General features: G+C 72.8%; 17 protein-coding genes. 6 read left to right on the top strand and 11 right to left on the bottom strand.

Annotated features, from left to right (window positions below; translation table 11 throughout):
- The first annotated feature begins 31 nt into the window (after positions 1-31).
- Entirely contained in the window at positions 32-1,030 is a 999-nt protein-coding gene (locus ACOKM3_RS03030; RefSeq protein ID WP_426896598.1) for an NAD-dependent epimerase/dehydratase family protein, read from the top strand.
- On the opposite strand, the gene ACOKM3_RS03025 is transcribed toward ACOKM3_RS03030, so the two are convergent.
- The 4 genes from ACOKM3_RS03025 to ACOKM3_RS03010 all read right to left on the bottom strand — a co-directional run bounded on the left by ACOKM3_RS03025 (position 1,027) and on the right by ACOKM3_RS03010 (position 4,903).
- Positions 1,027-1,413, bottom strand: coding sequence for an ankyrin repeat domain-containing protein (locus tag ACOKM3_RS03025; protein WP_426896596.1), 387 nt, complete (start codon positions 1,411-1,413; stop codon positions 1,027-1,029). The two genes, ACOKM3_RS03030 and ACOKM3_RS03025, sit on opposite strands and share 4 nt — an antisense overlap.
- A 2-nt stretch (positions 1,414-1,415) precedes the next feature.
- Positions 1,416-2,879 carry a catalase gene (locus tag ACOKM3_RS03020; protein ID WP_426896594.1) on the bottom strand — a complete coding sequence of 488 codons (1,464 nt, stop codon included), beginning with the start codon at positions 2,877-2,879 and terminating at the stop codon, positions 1,416-1,418.
- A 127-nt stretch (positions 2,880-3,006) separates the two neighbouring features.
- The gene (locus ACOKM3_RS03015) at positions 3,007-4,122 is read right to left on the bottom strand and encodes a sensor histidine kinase (protein WP_426896592.1); all 1,116 of its coding nucleotides are present in this window, start codon (positions 4,120-4,122) and stop codon (positions 3,007-3,009) included.
- 1 nt (position 4,123) lies between these two features.
- Positions 4,124-4,903, bottom strand: coding sequence for a response regulator transcription factor (locus tag ACOKM3_RS03010; RefSeq protein WP_426896590.1), 780 nt, complete (start codon positions 4,901-4,903; stop codon positions 4,124-4,126).
- 114 nt (positions 4,904-5,017) lie between these two features.
- Here ACOKM3_RS03010 and ACOKM3_RS03005 point away from each other — a divergent pair, with 114 nt between their 5' ends.
- The 3 genes from ACOKM3_RS03005 to ACOKM3_RS02995 are packed head-to-tail and all read left to right on the top strand — an operon-like array spanning position 5,018 to position 7,094.
- On the top strand, positions 5,018-5,719 hold the full coding sequence (locus ACOKM3_RS03005) for a glycosyltransferase family 2 protein (protein WP_426896588.1): 702 nt from the start codon (positions 5,018-5,020) through the stop codon (positions 5,717-5,719).
- Positions 5,716-6,345, top strand: coding sequence for a TIGR04282 family arsenosugar biosynthesis glycosyltransferase (locus ACOKM3_RS03000; RefSeq protein WP_426896586.1), 630 nt, complete (start codon positions 5,716-5,718; stop codon positions 6,343-6,345). The genes ACOKM3_RS03005 and ACOKM3_RS03000 overlap by 4 nt, the downstream gene beginning before the upstream one ends.
- Positions 6,342-7,094 carry a class I SAM-dependent methyltransferase gene (locus ACOKM3_RS02995; RefSeq protein WP_426896584.1) on the top strand — a complete coding sequence of 251 codons (753 nt, stop codon included), beginning with the start codon at positions 6,342-6,344 and terminating at the stop codon, positions 7,092-7,094. The genes ACOKM3_RS03000 and ACOKM3_RS02995 overlap by 4 nt, the downstream gene beginning before the upstream one ends.
- A gap of 346 nt (positions 7,095-7,440) precedes the next feature.
- On the opposite strand, the gene ACOKM3_RS02990 is transcribed toward ACOKM3_RS02995, so the two are convergent.
- Positions 7,441-8,664 carry a molybdopterin-dependent oxidoreductase gene (locus ACOKM3_RS02990; protein WP_426896582.1) on the bottom strand — a complete coding sequence of 408 codons (1,224 nt, stop codon included), beginning with the start codon at positions 8,662-8,664 and terminating at the stop codon, positions 7,441-7,443.
- A gap of 113 nt (positions 8,665-8,777) precedes the next feature.
- Between ACOKM3_RS02990 and ACOKM3_RS02985 the strand changes: the two genes are divergently transcribed.
- Entirely contained in the window at positions 8,778-10,151 is a 1,374-nt protein-coding gene (locus tag ACOKM3_RS02985) for a hypothetical protein (RefSeq protein WP_426896580.1), read from the top strand.
- A 46-nt stretch (positions 10,152-10,197) separates the two neighbouring features.
- Here the strand turns inward: ACOKM3_RS02985 and ACOKM3_RS02980 are convergent, their stop codons facing one another.
- From ACOKM3_RS02980 to ACOKM3_RS02970, 3 genes are all read right to left on the bottom strand, one after another.
- Positions 10,198-10,881, bottom strand: coding sequence for a phosphoribosyltransferase (locus ACOKM3_RS02980; RefSeq protein ID WP_426896578.1), 684 nt, complete (start codon positions 10,879-10,881; stop codon positions 10,198-10,200).
- 80 nt (positions 10,882-10,961) lie between these two features.
- Positions 10,962-11,366 (bottom strand): SseB family protein, encoded by a 405-nt coding sequence (locus ACOKM3_RS02975; RefSeq protein WP_426896576.1) that lies wholly within the window; start codon positions 11,364-11,366, stop codon positions 10,962-10,964.
- Between the two features lie 91 nt (positions 11,367-11,457).
- On the bottom strand, positions 11,458-11,871 hold the full coding sequence (locus ACOKM3_RS02970; RefSeq protein WP_426896574.1) for a hypothetical protein: 414 nt from the start codon (positions 11,869-11,871) through the stop codon (positions 11,458-11,460).
- Positions 11,872-12,088: 217 nt separating this feature from the next.
- On the opposite strand from ACOKM3_RS02970, the gene ACOKM3_RS02965 reads away from it, so the two are divergent.
- Entirely contained in the window at positions 12,089-12,559 is a 471-nt protein-coding gene (locus tag ACOKM3_RS02965) for an ATP-binding protein (protein WP_426896572.1), read from the top strand.
- A 65-nt stretch (positions 12,560-12,624) separates the two neighbouring features.
- On the opposite strand, the gene ACOKM3_RS02960 is transcribed toward ACOKM3_RS02965, so the two are convergent.
- The 3 genes from ACOKM3_RS02960 to ACOKM3_RS02950 all read right to left on the bottom strand — a co-directional run bounded on the left by ACOKM3_RS02960 (position 12,625) and on the right by ACOKM3_RS02950 (position 14,662).
- Positions 12,625-13,275: a Pr6Pr family membrane protein gene (locus ACOKM3_RS02960; RefSeq protein WP_426896570.1), complete on the bottom strand. Its 651-nt coding sequence runs from the start codon at positions 13,273-13,275 to the stop codon at positions 12,625-12,627.
- 191 nt (positions 13,276-13,466) lie between these two features.
- Positions 13,467-13,862 (bottom strand): VOC family protein, encoded by a 396-nt coding sequence (locus ACOKM3_RS02955; RefSeq protein WP_426896568.1) that lies wholly within the window; start codon positions 13,860-13,862, stop codon positions 13,467-13,469.
- An 89-nt stretch (positions 13,863-13,951) separates the two neighbouring features.
- On the bottom strand, positions 13,952-14,662 hold the full coding sequence (locus ACOKM3_RS02950; protein ID WP_426896566.1) for a nucleotidyltransferase domain-containing protein: 711 nt from the start codon (positions 14,660-14,662) through the stop codon (positions 13,952-13,954).
- Between the last annotated feature and the right edge of the window lie 42 nt (positions 14,663-14,704).

Genomic DNA, 14,704 nt, shown 5'->3' with positions numbered 1-14,704 from the left:
TGTGCGGGGCCGGGGGATCTAGCGTGGCGGCATGCGAGTACTGGTCACCGGCGGTGCCGGGTTCATCGGGTCCCATGTCGTCGAGGCGCTGACCGCGCGCGGGCACGAGCCCGTCGTGTTCGACGTGCGGGAGGATCCCGGCGCCGATGTGCGCGACCCCGACGCGGTCGCCCGCGCACTGGTCGGCATCGACGCCGTGTGTCACCAGGCGGCGCGGGTCGGGCTCGGCAACGGGGTCGCCGACGCCGCCGAGTACGTCTCGCGCAACGACCTCGGCACGGCGGTGCTGCTCGCCGCGATGGCCGAGGCCGGTGTGTCGCGGCTCGTGCTCGCCGGGTCGATGGTCGTCTACGGGGAGGGGCGCTATGCCTGCCCGCGGCACGGCGTCGTGCGGCCCGGGCCGCGCGACGCCGCCGATCTGGACGCGGGGCGGTTCGAGCCCAGGTGCCCCGACTGCGGCGCCGAGCTGGAGCCGGGACTCGTCGGCGAGGACGCCCCCGTCGACCCGCGCAACGTGTACGCCGCGACCAAGCTCGCGCAGGAACACCTGGCCGCCGCCTGGGCGCGCGCGAGCGGTGGGGCGGCGCTCTCGCTGCGCTACCACAACGTGTACGGGCCGCGGATGCCCCGCGACACCCCGTACGCCGGTGTCGCCTCCTTCTTCCGCTCCGCGCTCGCCCGCGGCGACGCGCCGCGTGTCTTCGAGGACGGCCGCCAGCGGCGCGACTTCGTGCACGTACGGGACGTCGCCGAGGCCAACGCGGTGGCGCTGGAGGCCGACGCCGAGCCGGGCGCCCTGCGCGCCTACAACGCGGGCAGCGGCACGCCGCACACCGTCGGCGAGATGGCATCGGCGCTCGCGGCGGCGTACGGCGGGCCCGAACCCGTCGTGACGGGGGAGTACCGGCTCGGCGACGTCCGGCACATCACCGCCGAATCGGCGCGGCTCTGTGCGGAGCTCGGGTGGAAGTCCGAGGTGCAATTCGACGACGGCGTACGGGAGTTCGCGCACGCCGCGATGGCGGGCTAGCCGGTCAGCAGGTGCTCGCGTCCGAACATCGCCGCCGCGGCCCGCGCCGTCGGAGTGCCCGAGTCGAGATCCGCACCGGCTTGAAGCAGCACCGCGACCACGTCCTCCGCGCCCTTGAACAGGGCGCCGGCGACGGGCGATTGGTCGCGGGCGTTGCGCAGGTCCGGGTCGGCGCCAAGGCGCAGCAGGGCGCGCACCGTGTCGGCGTGGCCGTGGTAGGCGGCCAGCATCAGCAGGCTGTTGGCCTGCGCGTCGGTCACGTCCACGGGCAGCCCGTGCTCCACGAACTCCACCAGTTCGGCCGTGCTGCCCTCGCGCGCCAGGTCCTGGGCGAGAGCGATGACACGCTCCGTCTGCTCGGGCGTCAGTGTGCCGCTGTCCACGCTCAGAGCTCTCCCGCCGCCAGGGCCTCGATCGCCTTGCGGACGCCCTCGCCGTAGGCCGGGTCGGCCTGCGTGCAGTTGGCGATGTGCCGCTCGACGGTCGCCTGTGAGGCACCGTTGATCGCGCGCGCCGTGTTCGCGAACAGCACCTGCTGCTGCTCGGCGCTCATCAGCCGGAACAGGTTGCCGGGCTGCTCGAAGTAGTTGTCGTCGTCCTCGCGGAAGTCGAACCGGTCGGCGACGGCGCCCACGGCCTGGCTCGGCTCGCGGTAGGCGGGCTGCTCGCGCCAGCGGCCGTACGAGTTCGGCTCGATGCCGGGCGTCGCACCCTGGTTGCCGTCGACGCGCATGGCGCCGTCGCGGTGGTAGGAGTTCACCGGGTTCTTCGGCGCGTTGACCGGGATCTGGTGGTGGTTCACGCCGAGCCGGTAGCGCTGGGCGTCACCGTAGGAGAAGAGCCGGCCCTGGAGCATCCTGTCGGGGGAGTAGCTGATGCCCGGCACCACGTTGGCCGGGGTGAAGGCGGCCTGCTCGACGTCCGCGAAGTAGTTGTCGGGGTTGCGGTTGAGCTCCCACTCGCCGACCTCGATCAGCGGGTAGTCCTTCTTCGACCAGACCTTGGTGAGGTCGAAGGGGTGGAAGCGGTAGTTCTCCGCGTCGGCCTCCGGCATGACCTGGATGAACAGCTTCCACTTCGGGAAGTCGCCGTTCTCGATCGAGTCGAAGAGGTCGCGCTGGTGCGACTCGCGGTCCTTGCCGACCAAAGCCTCCGCCTCGGCGTCGGTGAGGTTCTTGATGCCCTGCTGCGTGCGGTGGTGGAACTTCACCCAGAACCGCTCGCCCTCGGCGTTGATCAGGCTGTACGTGTGCGAGCCGAAGCCGTGCATGTGCCGGTACGAGGCGGGGATGCCGCGCTCCGACATCACGATGGTGACCTGGTGCAGGGCCTCGGGGAGGTTGGTCCAGAAGTCCCAGTTGTTCTCGGGGTCGCGCAGGTTGGTGCGCGGGTCGCGCTTCACCGCGTGGTTGAGGTCGGGGAACTTCAGCGGGTCGCGGAAGAAGAACACCGGGGTGTTGTTGCCGACCAGGTCCCAGTTGCCCTCGTCCGTGTAGAACTTCAGGGCGAAACCGCGGATGTCCCGCTCGGCGTCGGCGGCGCCGCGCTCACCGGCGACGGTGGAGAACCGGGCGAACATGTCGGTCTTCTTGCCGACCTCGGAAAATATCTTCGCGCTCGTGTAGCGCGTGATGTCGTGCGTGACCGTGAAGGTGCCGAACGCGCCGGAGCCCTTGGCGTGCATGCGGCGCTCGGGGATGACCTCGCGGTCGAAGTGGGCGAGCTTCTCCAGGAACCACACGTCCTGCAGCAACATCGGGCCGCGGGGGCCGGAGGTCACGGAGTTCTGGTTGTCGGGAACCGGCGCTCCGGCAACCGTGGTCAGCGGCTTCTGGTTGTTCTCGGGCAAGGCTGGCTCCTTGTGTAGTGCCGGGGTCTGCTCCTGTGGTCTTGGAGCGCGACCCAATATGCACTGAATCCTATCTTGGACTATGTCTAAGTCAAGGAGGGTTCCAAGCCGTGCTGTGCGGCGACCGTTACGGTGCGGCAGTGCTCGGCAGTGTGACCTCGAAGCGGCAGCCGCCGGGGATGTTGGTGACCGTGGCCCGGCCCGCGTGCGCCTCCACGATGCCGCGCACGATCGCGAGACCGAGGCCCGCGCCCGCCGGGGGCGTACGGGCGTGGGTGCCGCGCCAGCCGGTGTCGAACACGCGCGGGAGGTCGTCCTCGGGGATGCCGCCGCAGGCGTCCGAGACCGACACCACCACGCCCTCCGGCGAGCGGTGCGCGGCGACGGCGACCGTGCCGTCCGCCGGAGTGCGGCGGATCGCGTTGACGAGGAGGTTGCCCAGGACCCGGCTCATCTCCTTGCCGTCGACCTCCACCGGCACCGGCTCCACCTCCTCGCCGACGAGCCGCACCCCGTGCTCGCGGGCGAGGGGGTCCGCGCCCGCCAGCGCGTCGCTGACCAGGTCGTACAGGGACATCCTTGCCGGGGCCAGCGGCAGCGCGCCCGCGTGGATGCGGGACAGCTCGAAGAGGTCGCCCACCATGTCGTTGAGCCGCTCGACGTCCGTGCGCATCTGGCGCAGGTAGCGGTCCGGGTCGGCGGCGACGCCGTCCTCCAGCGCCTCCGCCATGGCGCGCAGGCCCGCGAGCGGGGTGCGCAGATCGTGCGAGATCCAGGCGACCAGCTCGCGCCGCGAGGTCTCCAGGGCGCGCTCGCGCTCCCGGGAGGCGGTGAGCTTGGCACTGGTCGCCGCCAGCTCCCGGCTGAGCTCCTCCAGTTCGGCGGTGGCCGGGGCGTCGGGCGCGGCGAAGTCGCCGCCGTCGCCGAACGAGCGGGCGGCGTCGGCCAGTTCACGGCTGCGCGCCACCACCCACCGGCCGAGGACGAGCGCCGTCGCCAGCGAGACGACCGCCGCCATCGCCACCACCGTCGTCACCACGCTCAGGTCGTGCGGCGACAGGAACATGGCCCACGCCACGGCGAGCGTGCCCGCCAGCATCGCGACCACGCCGACGGTGGCGACCACGGCGAGCGAGGCGGTGAGCGAGCGGCGCCGCAGCAGCCGCAGGGCAGCTGCCCCGGCGAGCCCCGTGGCGGCGGCACCCGCGAAGGCGTACAGGGCGATGAGGAGCATGTCGCGCACGTCAGTCCTCCTGTCCCGCGGGCGCGGGCGGTGTGTCCGGCCCCGCGGGCGCCGACGGTGTCCCCGGCTCGAAGCGGTATCCCACGCCCCACACCGTCTGGATCAGTCGCGGGCGCGCCGGATCGTCCTCGACCTTGCCGCGCAGCCGGCGGATGTGGACCGTGACCGTCGACAGATCGCCGAACTCCCAGCCCCACACCTCGCGCATCAGGTCCTCCCGGCTGTACGCCCGCCCCGGGTTGCGCAGGAAGTAGGCCAGGAGGTCGAACTCGCGCAGGGTCAGGGCGAGTTCGGCGCTGTCCCGGGTGACCCGGCGCGCCGCCGGGTCGACCGTGAGCCCCGCCGCGCGCAGCGGACGTTGCCGCGCCGTGGCCGGGCGGGCGCGGCGCAGCACCGACTCCACCCGCAGTACCAGCTCGCGCGGGCTGAACGGCTTCGTCACGTAGTCGTCCGCGCCGACCTCGAGGCCCAGGATCCGGTCGTCCTCGTCGCCGCGCGCGGTGAGCATGATGACCGGGACGGGGCCGCGTTCACGCATTCGGCGGCACACCTCCAGGCCGTCCATGCCGGGCAGCATCAGGTCGAGCACCACCAGGTCGGGCCGGTGCGCGGCGGCCCGCGCGAGGGCGGCGGGGCCGTCGTCCGCGCGGTCCACGCGGTAGCCGGCGCGGTCCAGGTATCCCGCCACCACCTCGGCGACGGTCGGATCGTCGTCGACGACCAGGACGCGGGCCGCGCCGCCGTCGGGGGCCGGCCCTGTGGGCTCGTATGACTGCTGCATGCCACCAGCCTCGCACCGTGCCGGGCTCGTGGGGTGTCCCGGCCTGCGCCGAGCGGCCGACGTCCGTGTTTCGTAAGGATCTCGCGCCTGATATGTCGGAATCCGGCTCGTAGGGTGAGACCCGTGACAAGCCCACCCACCACCGTCGACGTGGTCCTTCCCTGCCTGAACGAGGCCGAGGCGCTGCCCTGGGTCCTCGACCGGATCCCGCCGCACTGGCGCGCCGTCGTCGTCGACAACGGCTCCACCGACGGCTCCGCCGGGATCGCCCGCTCGCTGGGCGCCGAGGTCGTACGTGAGGAGCGGCGCGGATTCGGCGCCGCCTGCCACGCGGGCCTGACCGCGTCCGACGCCGACATCGTGTGCTTCTGCGACTGCGACGCCTCCCTCGACCCTGGCCTGCTCGTCCCCTTCGTACGTGAAGTGGCGGACGGCGAGGCCGACTTGGTGCTCGGCCGCCGCCGCCCGACGGCACGCGGTGCGTGGCCCGCGCACGCCCGCGCCGGCAACCTCGCGCTCGCCCGCATGCTGCGCCGCAGGACCGGCCTGCGCCTGCACGACCTCGGGCCGCTGCGCGCCGGGCGCCGCGAGGCGCTGCTCGGACTGGACCTCACCGACCGGCGCAGCGGCTACCCCCTGCAGATGGTGGTGCGCGCGGCCGACGCCGGCTGGCGGATCACCGAGCACGACGTGCCGTACCTGCCGCGCACCGGCGAATCCAAGGTGACCGGCACCTGGCGCGGCACCTGGCACGCGGTGCGCGACATGAGCCGGGTGCTGAACGAGGCGCCCGTACGGGAAGGAAGCACGCGGTGAGCACACCCCCTGACCTCCTGGTCATCGCCAAGGAGCCGCTGCCCGGCCGGGTCAAGACCCGCCTCACCCCGCCCTTCACGCCGCAGGAGGCGGCGGAGCTCGCCGAGGCCGCTGTCGCCGACACCCTGGAGGCGGTCGCCCAGGCCCCGGCCGCCCGCCGCGTCCTCGTCCTCGACGGCGCGCCCGGCCCCTGGCTGCCGCCCGGCTTCGAGGTCGTGCCGCAGGGCGCGGGTGGCCTCGACGAACGCCTCGCGGCCGCCTTCGCTCAGTGCGCCGGGCGGCCCGCGCTGCTCGTCGGCATGGACACCCCGCAGGTCCGGCCCGAGCTCCTCACCGTGGACTTCGCCGACTGCGACGCCTGGTTCGGTCCGGCCCTCGACGGCGGCTTCTGGGCCCTCGGCCTGGCCGATCCCGAACCGGCACTGCTGCGCGGTGTGCCCATGTCCACGGTGCACACCGGCGCCGCACAACGCGCCCGCCTCGTCGAGGCGGGCCTGCGGGTGCGCGATCTGCCGCCCTTGCGCGACGTCGACACCGCCGATGACGCCGCGGCCGTGGCCGCCGAGGCGCCGCACGGCCGGTTCGCGGCGCGCCTGGCGCGCTGTACGGCCGGGGCCGACCGGTGAGCGCCCCACCAGCCGCCCCCTGGGCCGGCGCCGACCCGTACTCCGCCGCCCTGCGCACCGGGCGCGGGCCGCTGTTCCTGCGCCGCGCCGACGGCTGGCTGCTGCCGCTCGAAGTGGAGCGGTGGTGTGCGCGGGCCGACGCCGTCGACCGGCAGGTTCTCCAACGCTGCGAGGGTGCCGTGCTCGACGTCGGCTGCGGGCCCGGGCGGCTCGTCGCGGAGCTCGCCGGGCAGGGGCGTACCGCGCTCGGCGTGGATGTCAGCGACGCCGCCGTCGCCCACAGCCGTGGCCTCGGCGGCCAGGCGCTGTGCCGCTCGGTGTTCGAACCGCTGCCCGGCGAGGGCCGCTGGGACACCGTGCTGCTGATGGACGGCAACATCGGCATCGGCGGCGAACCGGCCGCCCTGCTCGCCCGCATCGTCCAACTGCTCGCCCCCGGCGGGCTGTTGATAGCCGAAGCCGCGCCCGTCGACGTCGACGAGCGGGCGAGCGTGCAGGTCACCGACTCACCGGGGCAGGCCGGCGGCCACCCCTTCCCGTGGGCGCGCCTCGGCACCCCCGCCCTGCTCCGGTACGCGGCCGGGGCAGGGCTGCGCCCCGTCGATCAGTGGTCCGTGGGCGGGCGCTGCTTCGCCGCGCTGCGCACCCGCACGGCGAGCACCAGCGCCGAACCCGCGAACAGCGCCGCCGTGAGCAGCAGCCAGTGGCCGAGGTACACATCGGCGGAGCGGCCGGTCGCCGACCGGTAGCGCTCCTCCTGCGCCCCGCTGATCAGCGGGAACCAGACGAGCAGCAGCAGCGCCGAGAGCGCGGCCGGAACCCGGACGTACCCCACCCGCTCCCGGCGCCCGGCCGCCGCCGCCCCACGCACCAGCAGCCGGTCCACGCCCGCGTACAGCGGCACCAGCACGAGGTCGTGCACGAGGGCGGCGCCCACGAACCACAGCGCCACCCCGAACCAGTCGTCCGCGAGCAGCCGCACCCCCGCGTAGCCGGCGAGCGCGAACGAGCAGACCAGCAACAGCAGTTGAAGAGGGCTCCCCAATGGGATGCGCGGGCTCCTCAAAGGGATGCGACGCAAGAGCGACATCGCGGTCACACCTTTCCGAAGGTGAGCCGGGCCACCCACTTGGTGTTGAGTACGCCCGGCGCGGCGGGCACGATCACGCGCGCCGGATAGCCGTGATCGGCGGAGAGGGCCTCCCCGTTGACGTACAGGGCGAGCAACGACCGAGGATCGGCCACCTGGTTGGCGCGCAGCGCGGCGTGCCGGAACGCGCCGCGCCGTTGCAGCGACTCGACGAGCACGTCCGGCGGATCGCCGTCGTGGCCCACGAGTGCCGCAAGGTCCCGCAGCCGTACGCCGCGCCACCACTGATCGGACGTCGACCAGCCCTCCACGCAGGCGATGGGCAACGCCGAGCTGTGCAGGGGGAGTTGGGTCAACTCCGCGCGGCTGAGTCGGACCGTGCGGCCCGAACGCCCGACCACGACCAGGCGCCACGCCTCCTCGGCCGTCTCCGCGCGGTCGATCCCCGCATAGGCGGCGGTCTTGTTGATCTGGAAGCCGTTCGGGCCCTGGGCCGGATCCGCGCCGCCGTGCGGGGCAAGCAGCGCGGTGCGGCGCAGCGGACCGTCGAAGCTCTGCCCCGCCGTCGTACCGAACAACAGCAGCGAGCCGCCCCCGACGAACCACAGCGCGCCCCGCCGGGACACCGTCGGAGGATCCGGCCGCGGCGCCACCAGCTCCCCCTCCTCCCGCGCACGACGCACATTGCGCACCGCCGCCGGAACCTTCAGCACCGCATGCGCCACGAACGCGGCGAAGAACACCCACGCCCCATAGAAGTGCAACGGATAGAACGAGCCGGGGAAGAGGTAGTCGAGCTGCACGTTCAGCACCCCCGTGACGAACTCGAAGAGCCCGCCGCCGACCAGCAGCAACAGCGAGACACGTTCGAGCGCGTGCGTCAGCGAACGGGCCGGCGGCAGCGCGAACAGCTTCGGCACCACCGACCACAACTTCGCCAGCAGTACGGGGATCAGCGTGATGCCGAGCGTGACATGCACGCCCTGCGTGAGCCGGTACAGCCAGTGCGGGTCCGTCGGCCAGGCGAAGAGGTAGAAGCCGAGGATCCCCTTGTCCGGGGTCTTGTCGTTGACCGGGGCCAGTCCCGGGTTGTACGCCGCGTACGAGACGAGGCCCGTCACGAACAGCACGGTGATGCCGACGAGCAGCACGAGGCCCAGCACGGAGGTGAACCAGGGGCCGCGCAGCGGGCTGCGCCAGAAGGAGGGCGATGCGGGGGAGTCGGGCATGTCTCGACCGTAGGCCGGGCGGACCGACCATCGGGGTGCGCGACTCATGACGAAACGCTGACATCAGGGCCGGTCGGCGCAGTGCGGCACGCCTCTCGGCCTAGCGTTCCGGTGTGAACCCCCGCACCGACCCTCGCACGGACCCCCGCACCGAACCGCGCGGCACGCGCCGCGACCTGTACGCCGCCGCGGCCACGCTGCTCCTCGTACTGACCGCCGCGCTCGTCGGCCGACACATGGAGGACACCTACGGCACCCTGCACGTCGGCGCGCCCCCGCTGTACGGACGGTGGCTCCCGCACCTCGGCCCCGGTACGCCCGCCGCCCTCGCGGTGGCCGCCGCCGTCGTCGCGTACGGGCCCGCCCTCGCGGCCCGGCTCCGCTGGCGCGCGCTGCTCGCCTCCGCCTGGGCCACGGCAACCGCCTGGATCCTCTCCCTCGCCCTGATCGACGGCTGGCACCGCGGCGTCGCGAAACGGCTCACCACCAAGTACGAGTATCTCCAGGTCATCGACCGTTTCCACGACATCCCGGCCACCCTGCGCGACTACACGCGGCACATCCTCATCGATTCATCGGACCACTGGCCCGCCCACACGGCCGGGCACCCGCCCGCCGCCCCGCTCACCTTCGTCCTCCTCGACCGCATCGGGCTCGGCGGCGGGGGATGGGCGGGGCTGTGGTGCATCGTGGTCGGCGCGACGGCGTGCGTGGCCGTGCTCGTCGCCGTGCGCGCGCTCACCGGGGAGGAATTGGCGCGCCGCGCCGCCCCGTTCATGGTCGTCGTGCCGGGCGCGGTGTGGATGGGCGCCTCGGCCGACGCCTACTTCGCCGCCGTCGCCGCGTGGGCGGTGGCGCTGCTCGCGCTCGCGGTGAGCGGGCGTTCGGCCTGGTGGGCGGCCGGAGCCGGCCTGCTGTTCGGGCTCACCTGCTACCTCTCGTACGGGCTCACGCTGTTCGCGCTGATCGGGCTCGTGGTCCTCTTCCTCGGGCGGGGGAGGGTGCGGGAGCGGCCGGTGGCGCTCGCGGCCCTGTTCTGCGCCGGGCTCGCGGTCGTGCCGGCGGCGTTCACGCTCGCCGGGTTCAACTGGTGGGAGGCGTACCACCTCCTGATGACCCGTTACTACCAGGGCGCGGGCGGCATCCGGCCGTACGGCTACTGGGTGTGGGCCAATCTCGCGTGCACGGTCCTGGTCGTCGGCGTGGCGACGGTGGCGGGGCTGCGGCGGACGGGCGGCCAACTGGTCCGGCCGGACGACAGGGGAGGCAGCCGGGCCCGGCTCGCGCTCCTTGCCGGGGCCGCGCTCGTCGCCCTGCTCGCCGCCGACCTGTCCGGCATGAGCAAGGCGGAGACCGAACGCATCTGGTTGCCCTTCGCGATGTGGCTCGTCCCCGCCTGCGCGTTCCTCCCCCGGGCGAGACCGTGGCTCGCCGCGCAGGTGACGCTCGCCCTGCTCGTGAACCATCTGGTGCTCACCGGTTGGTGACGGGGACCGGCCCTGGGGGCTCGATCCAAACGACGGGCCTTGAAGCTCAGCCGCCGCGGCCGCTTCTCTCGTGGCGGTCCTCCTGGGCGTGGAACGCGTTCAGTACGTCCATCACCTCCGCGTCCGAGACCTGCGGGAACCGTTCGTAGCCCTCGCTCACGGCGCGGAAGTCCGCCGGCTGTTCGAGACAGATCACGTCTCCCGTGTGTCCCCGCATGTCGGCCACCGTCTGCGGGCTGCCGACGGGTGCCGCGAGGACGAGGCGGTCCGCGCCCCGGCGACGTAGCGACATGAGGGCCGCGGTGGCGGTGAGGCCGGTGGCGAGCCCGTCGTCGACCACGATCACCGTCCGGTTCTCGACCGGCGGCGTGGGGTGGCCGGTGCGGTACGCGTGGGCTCGGCGCCGCAGTTCGCCCCGCGCCTCCGCGACATCGGAGGCGAGCCCGTCCTCGCTCAGGCCGAGGAGTTCGAGGGCCACCCGGTCGAACAGGGGCGGCTCCTCGCCGACGACGGCGCCGATCGCGGTCTCGCGCCGGCCCGGCACGCCGATCTTGCGGGCGACCAGGACGTCGAGGGGCGCGTGCAGTGCGTGCGCGACGGGCGCCGCCACGGGGACGCCGCCGCGTGGCAGCGCGAGCACGACCGGGTCGACGAGATCGCTGGAGTCGGCCCACTCCAGCATCCGTAGAGCCAGCTCTTCACCGGCGTGCGTACGGTCACGGAAGGGCACGGAGCCTCCTCTGCGGTCGTCAGTTGACCTCGGTGGGGGGTGTGGGACGGGAGTGACCGGCTCAGGTCCGGTGGGCCGGGTCAGGTCCGGTGACCGAGCAACTCCCGTACGCCCTCGCCGTTGAGCGTCAGGGCGTCCGGCGAACCCGCGTCGATCGTCATCGAGAGCTCCGTCGGCCACCGCGCGGCGAGTGCGCCCAGCGGCACCGGAGTGCAGCGCGAGATGAACGGAAGCAGTTCCGACATGCGCAGCTCGGACGTGAACAGCGGGACCAGCTGCTCGCCACCGGGCTGCTCGATGACCGGCAGGGACAGCTCGGGGGAGGCCGAGTCCTGTTCCGAGCCCACCTCGTCGGGCACGGGAACGAGGACCTCGCACTCGGCGAGCGCGTTGAGCGCGCCCTGGTCCTCTGTGTTCAGGCTGAGGGCGCTGAGCGCCTGCTGCGCGGGGGAGGAGCCGTTCTGCGGGGTTGCGTTCGAATCCATGATCAAGCCTCTGGTGGATGAGCGGGTGGCGCCCCCGCGTACCCAAGGGGCACCGGTCCATGCAACGGAAATCCGGGGAACGGCGACCCGCTCAGGCCGCCGTCCGTCTCGCCCAGGCGCGGCCCCACCGCCCCATCATGTGCGGGCACAGCGGCCGGCCGTGCAGCAGCTCCACACCCTCCGTGGCGCCCGTGGCGACGAAGAAGCGGCGGCCCATGGACGACTGGAGCGTGGTGGTCCAGCGAAAGCCGTCACCGACGGCGATCGCGCCGCGCAGCAACTCGTGGCCTATCCCCTCGCGGCGCCACGACTCGTCGACCCAGATCGCCTGGATCCGCCCGACCGCACAGCCCTCGCACAGCCGGAACCGGACCTCGGCGATCTGCCGCCCGGCCTGGGTGCGGGCGGAGATCCGCCACTGGCCGTCGGCGCCGGGGCGCTGTTCGGCGAGCATCACCACGGTTCCGTCACCGGTCGTGAACAGCCCGCCCGTCCTCCTACGCATGCGGGCCTCCTGCGGCGGTGCTGTGTCGGAGTTGTGCCCGCGCATCCTTTCACGCGGCGGGGCGGTGATGACAAGGGGTGCGCGGGGGTGATCCGGGGGCCGGTCGTGCGCCGGTGAACGCCCGGCGGTCGCGCGCCGTATACCAAGCCGCTGTCACGGCTGCGCCGAACGTCACGGGAAGGGTGCCACCCCCACGTACCGATCCGGAGGGACCGTCATGTACGTCTACCGCGCGAATGGGTCGAGCGAGCAGAGCACAGCGGACGGTCGGCAGGCGCTGCCCGAATGCGCGGGCCGCTCCCGCCCGTTGCTGACCTGGAACCAGTCCGTCGAACTCGCCGCCGCGCAGGCCTGCGAGCGGATGCGGCAGGCGCTCGACGCCTACGCCGTCGACCCGCGCGCCGTCGACGCGGCCGCCCTCGTCGCCGGCGAACTCGTCGCCAACGCCTGCCAACACGCCCGGGGCCCCTACCAGTTGCGCCTCACCGTGAGCCGCACCCTGTGCGTCGAGGTCCTCGACCACGGCCCCGGCCTGCCCGCCGCCGTCCTGCGACGCACCTCTGTCGCGCCCGACTCCGTTGACCGGGGCCGCGGTCTGCTGCTGGTGGAACGGCTCGCCGGCGGGGCGTGGGGCAGCCGGAGGCTCGCGGGCGGACACTGCGTGTGGGCCGAGGTCCCCACGCGCTGAAGTCCCGGTTCCGGTCGGAGCGCACAGCGGTGCGCTGCCGCGTCAGAAGTGGGTGCGCTGCCGCGTCAGAAGTGGTCGGGAAGTGGCAGCGGCCGCTTGAGCCGACGGCCGAGGCGCCGGTCGATCCAGCCGAACAACCAGGCCAGCAGCGCCGCGACCACGAGCACCCCGACGATGTTCCGCAGCGCGAGCCCGTACCCGCGCGCGTGCACGTCGAGGAACGGATACGGGTACCAGTCCGTGACCGCGCCGTGCACGAGCGTGTACGCGATCCACAACGCGGGCCACACGAAAGTCAACCCCACGGTCACGCCGTCGATCCGCCCGCGCGGACCGAACAGCAGCCAGCCGACGAGCGTCATCGGCGGTGCGACGTAGTGCAGCCCCACCGTGATCCACAGCGAGACACCTTCGGCGTGGATCTGCGGCGCGAGGACGATCGCGAACACGAGACCGGTGATCGTGATGCCGAGCAGCGCGTCGAGCCGCAGCACCCGCCACCCGGCTCCGTCCCGGCCCGGGCGCAGCACCAGGATCACGGCGCAGGCCAGGACGAGGATGTTGCTCTGGATGGTGAAGTAGCTGAGCATGCGCACCAGCCGGGTCCACGTGCCGGCCTCGTCCCCCGTCGTGTCCCCGGCCCCGGCGGAGGACCCACCGCTGAACACGAGCACGAACTGCGCGACGAGCGCCGCCGCGACGACGACGGCCAACACGCCGTGCCACCACCGGGAGGGGCCGGAGGCTCGGTCAACGGCTGCTCGGGGCGCGGGTCCTGTGATGGTGATGACGGACTCCTCGATCTGAGACGTTGTGCGTGTTTCATCGAGTATGACCGATATGGGGATGGCGATGAGGACGGGGTGTGGGTGAGGGCGAGGTGTGCGGCGTGCAGTGGACGGTTCGGTCAGTCGGACGGTGTCAGCGTGCGTAGAACGTCGAACTCGTTGCCCTCGGGGTCTGCCATGACCACCCAGTTGCGGCCGGGGCCCTGGCCCACGTCGACCTTGGTGGCCCCGAGGGCGAGTAGCCGGGTCGCCTCGTCCTCGGTGTTGCGGTCGATCGGGCTGACGTCCAGGTGGAGCCGGTTCTTCACGCTCTTGCCCTCGGGTACGCGGATGAACACCAGGGTGGGCGGCATCTGGCGGGCGCGGACCTCCTCGACGGTCGGCTCCCAGGACCCGATCTCGACCTTGTCCTCGCTCCGTTCGAGCACCTTGAAGTCGAGTACCTCGCACCAGAAGGCGGCGAGCCGCTCCGGATCGTTGCAGTCGACGACCAACTCGGTGAATCTACTGGCCATTTGGCCCCCAGGTGGTGTGGACGGGGGCTCAGCCTAACCAGCTGTCCGGCGGAAGGGGCCGGGTCACCTCAGGCCTCAGGTGTCAGGCCTCAGCCGCGACGGTACCCGGCCCAGCACGCCCCGCCCGCCGACTCCAGGATCTCGCGGACCACATCGGTGAAGCGCCCCACGGCATCGTCATCATCCGGGCCGGACAAGGCCGCCGTCGCGCTGCTCGCCAGACGGTGGTGCAACTCCGCGTCCGCGTCCGCGAGTCGCCGCGACAGCCACTTGCCGGTGCTGAGCCAGTGGCCGCCCGCGAGCAGCACCAGTTCCGTGGCGCGGCGCAGCAAGTGTCCGACCAGGTAGGTGTGTTCCAGGGGGTCGGTGCAGCCGGCCAGGTCGTCGAGGGTGTCGGTGACGGCGTACCGCAGTTCCTCCAGTTCGGCCTCAGAGGCGGGAGGAGGTCCGGCCGCCCACCGTCGCCCGGCCTCCGCCCGCAGCTCCGCGCCGATCCCGTCCGCGTCGAACAGCAGCAGGCCTTCGGCGCACATGGCGAGCAGCGGGGAGCGGCGGGCCGCGGTTTCCCGTTCGACGAAGCGGTGCCACTCCGCCTCGGTGTGCACGAACAGTTCCGCGGGCCACCCCTCGTAGTGGAGGCTCTCGCGGTAGGGTGCGGGCGGTCCTGACAGCAGGACCACGATGTCCAGGTCGGAGCGCGGGGTGCGGCGTTCGGTCAGCACGCTGCCCGCGAGGAAAGCGGCGCGGGCGTCGGGGAAGCGGCTGCGTACCAGTTGCTCTGCGGCCTTCACGTGATCCATGAAGGCAGTGTGGCGTCAGTGGTGCGTGCCGGGCACCCGGTT

Source organism: Streptomyces nidicola, assembly GCF_050106155.1.
Lineage (GTDB): Bacteria > Actinomycetota > Actinomycetes > Streptomycetales > Streptomycetaceae > Streptomyces.
Note: the sequence above shows the minus strand (reverse complement) of the source record. Positions and strands in the feature narration are given on the sequence as shown.

Excerpts from the sequence above, each read along its gene's own strand:
- ACOKM3_RS02975 (WP_426896576.1), bottom strand. The coding sequence starts at position 11,366 with ATGGATTCGAACGCAACCCCGCAGAACGGCTCCTCCCCCGCGCAGCAG.
- ACOKM3_RS03010 (WP_426896590.1), bottom strand. The coding sequence starts at position 4,903 with ATGCAGCAGTCATACGAGCCCACAGGGCCGGCCCCCGACGGCGGCGCG.
- ACOKM3_RS02990 (WP_426896582.1), bottom strand. The coding sequence starts at position 8,664 with ATGCCCGACTCCCCCGCATCGCCCTCCTTCTGGCGCAGCCCGCTGCGC.
- ACOKM3_RS03030 (WP_426896598.1), top strand. The coding sequence starts at position 32 with ATGCGAGTACTGGTCACCGGCGGTGCCGGGTTCATCGGGTCCCATGTC.
- ACOKM3_RS02950 (WP_426896566.1), bottom strand. The coding sequence starts at position 14,662 with ATGGATCACGTGAAGGCCGCAGAGCAACTGGTACGCAGCCGCTTCCCC.
- ACOKM3_RS02970 (WP_426896574.1), bottom strand. The coding sequence starts at position 11,871 with ATGCGTAGGAGGACGGGCGGGCTGTTCACGACCGGTGACGGAACCGTG.
- ACOKM3_RS02955 (WP_426896568.1), bottom strand. The coding sequence starts at position 13,862 with ATGGCCAGTAGATTCACCGAGTTGGTCGTCGACTGCAACGATCCGGAG.
- ACOKM3_RS02965 (WP_426896572.1), top strand. The coding sequence starts at position 12,089 with ATGTACGTCTACCGCGCGAATGGGTCGAGCGAGCAGAGCACAGCGGAC.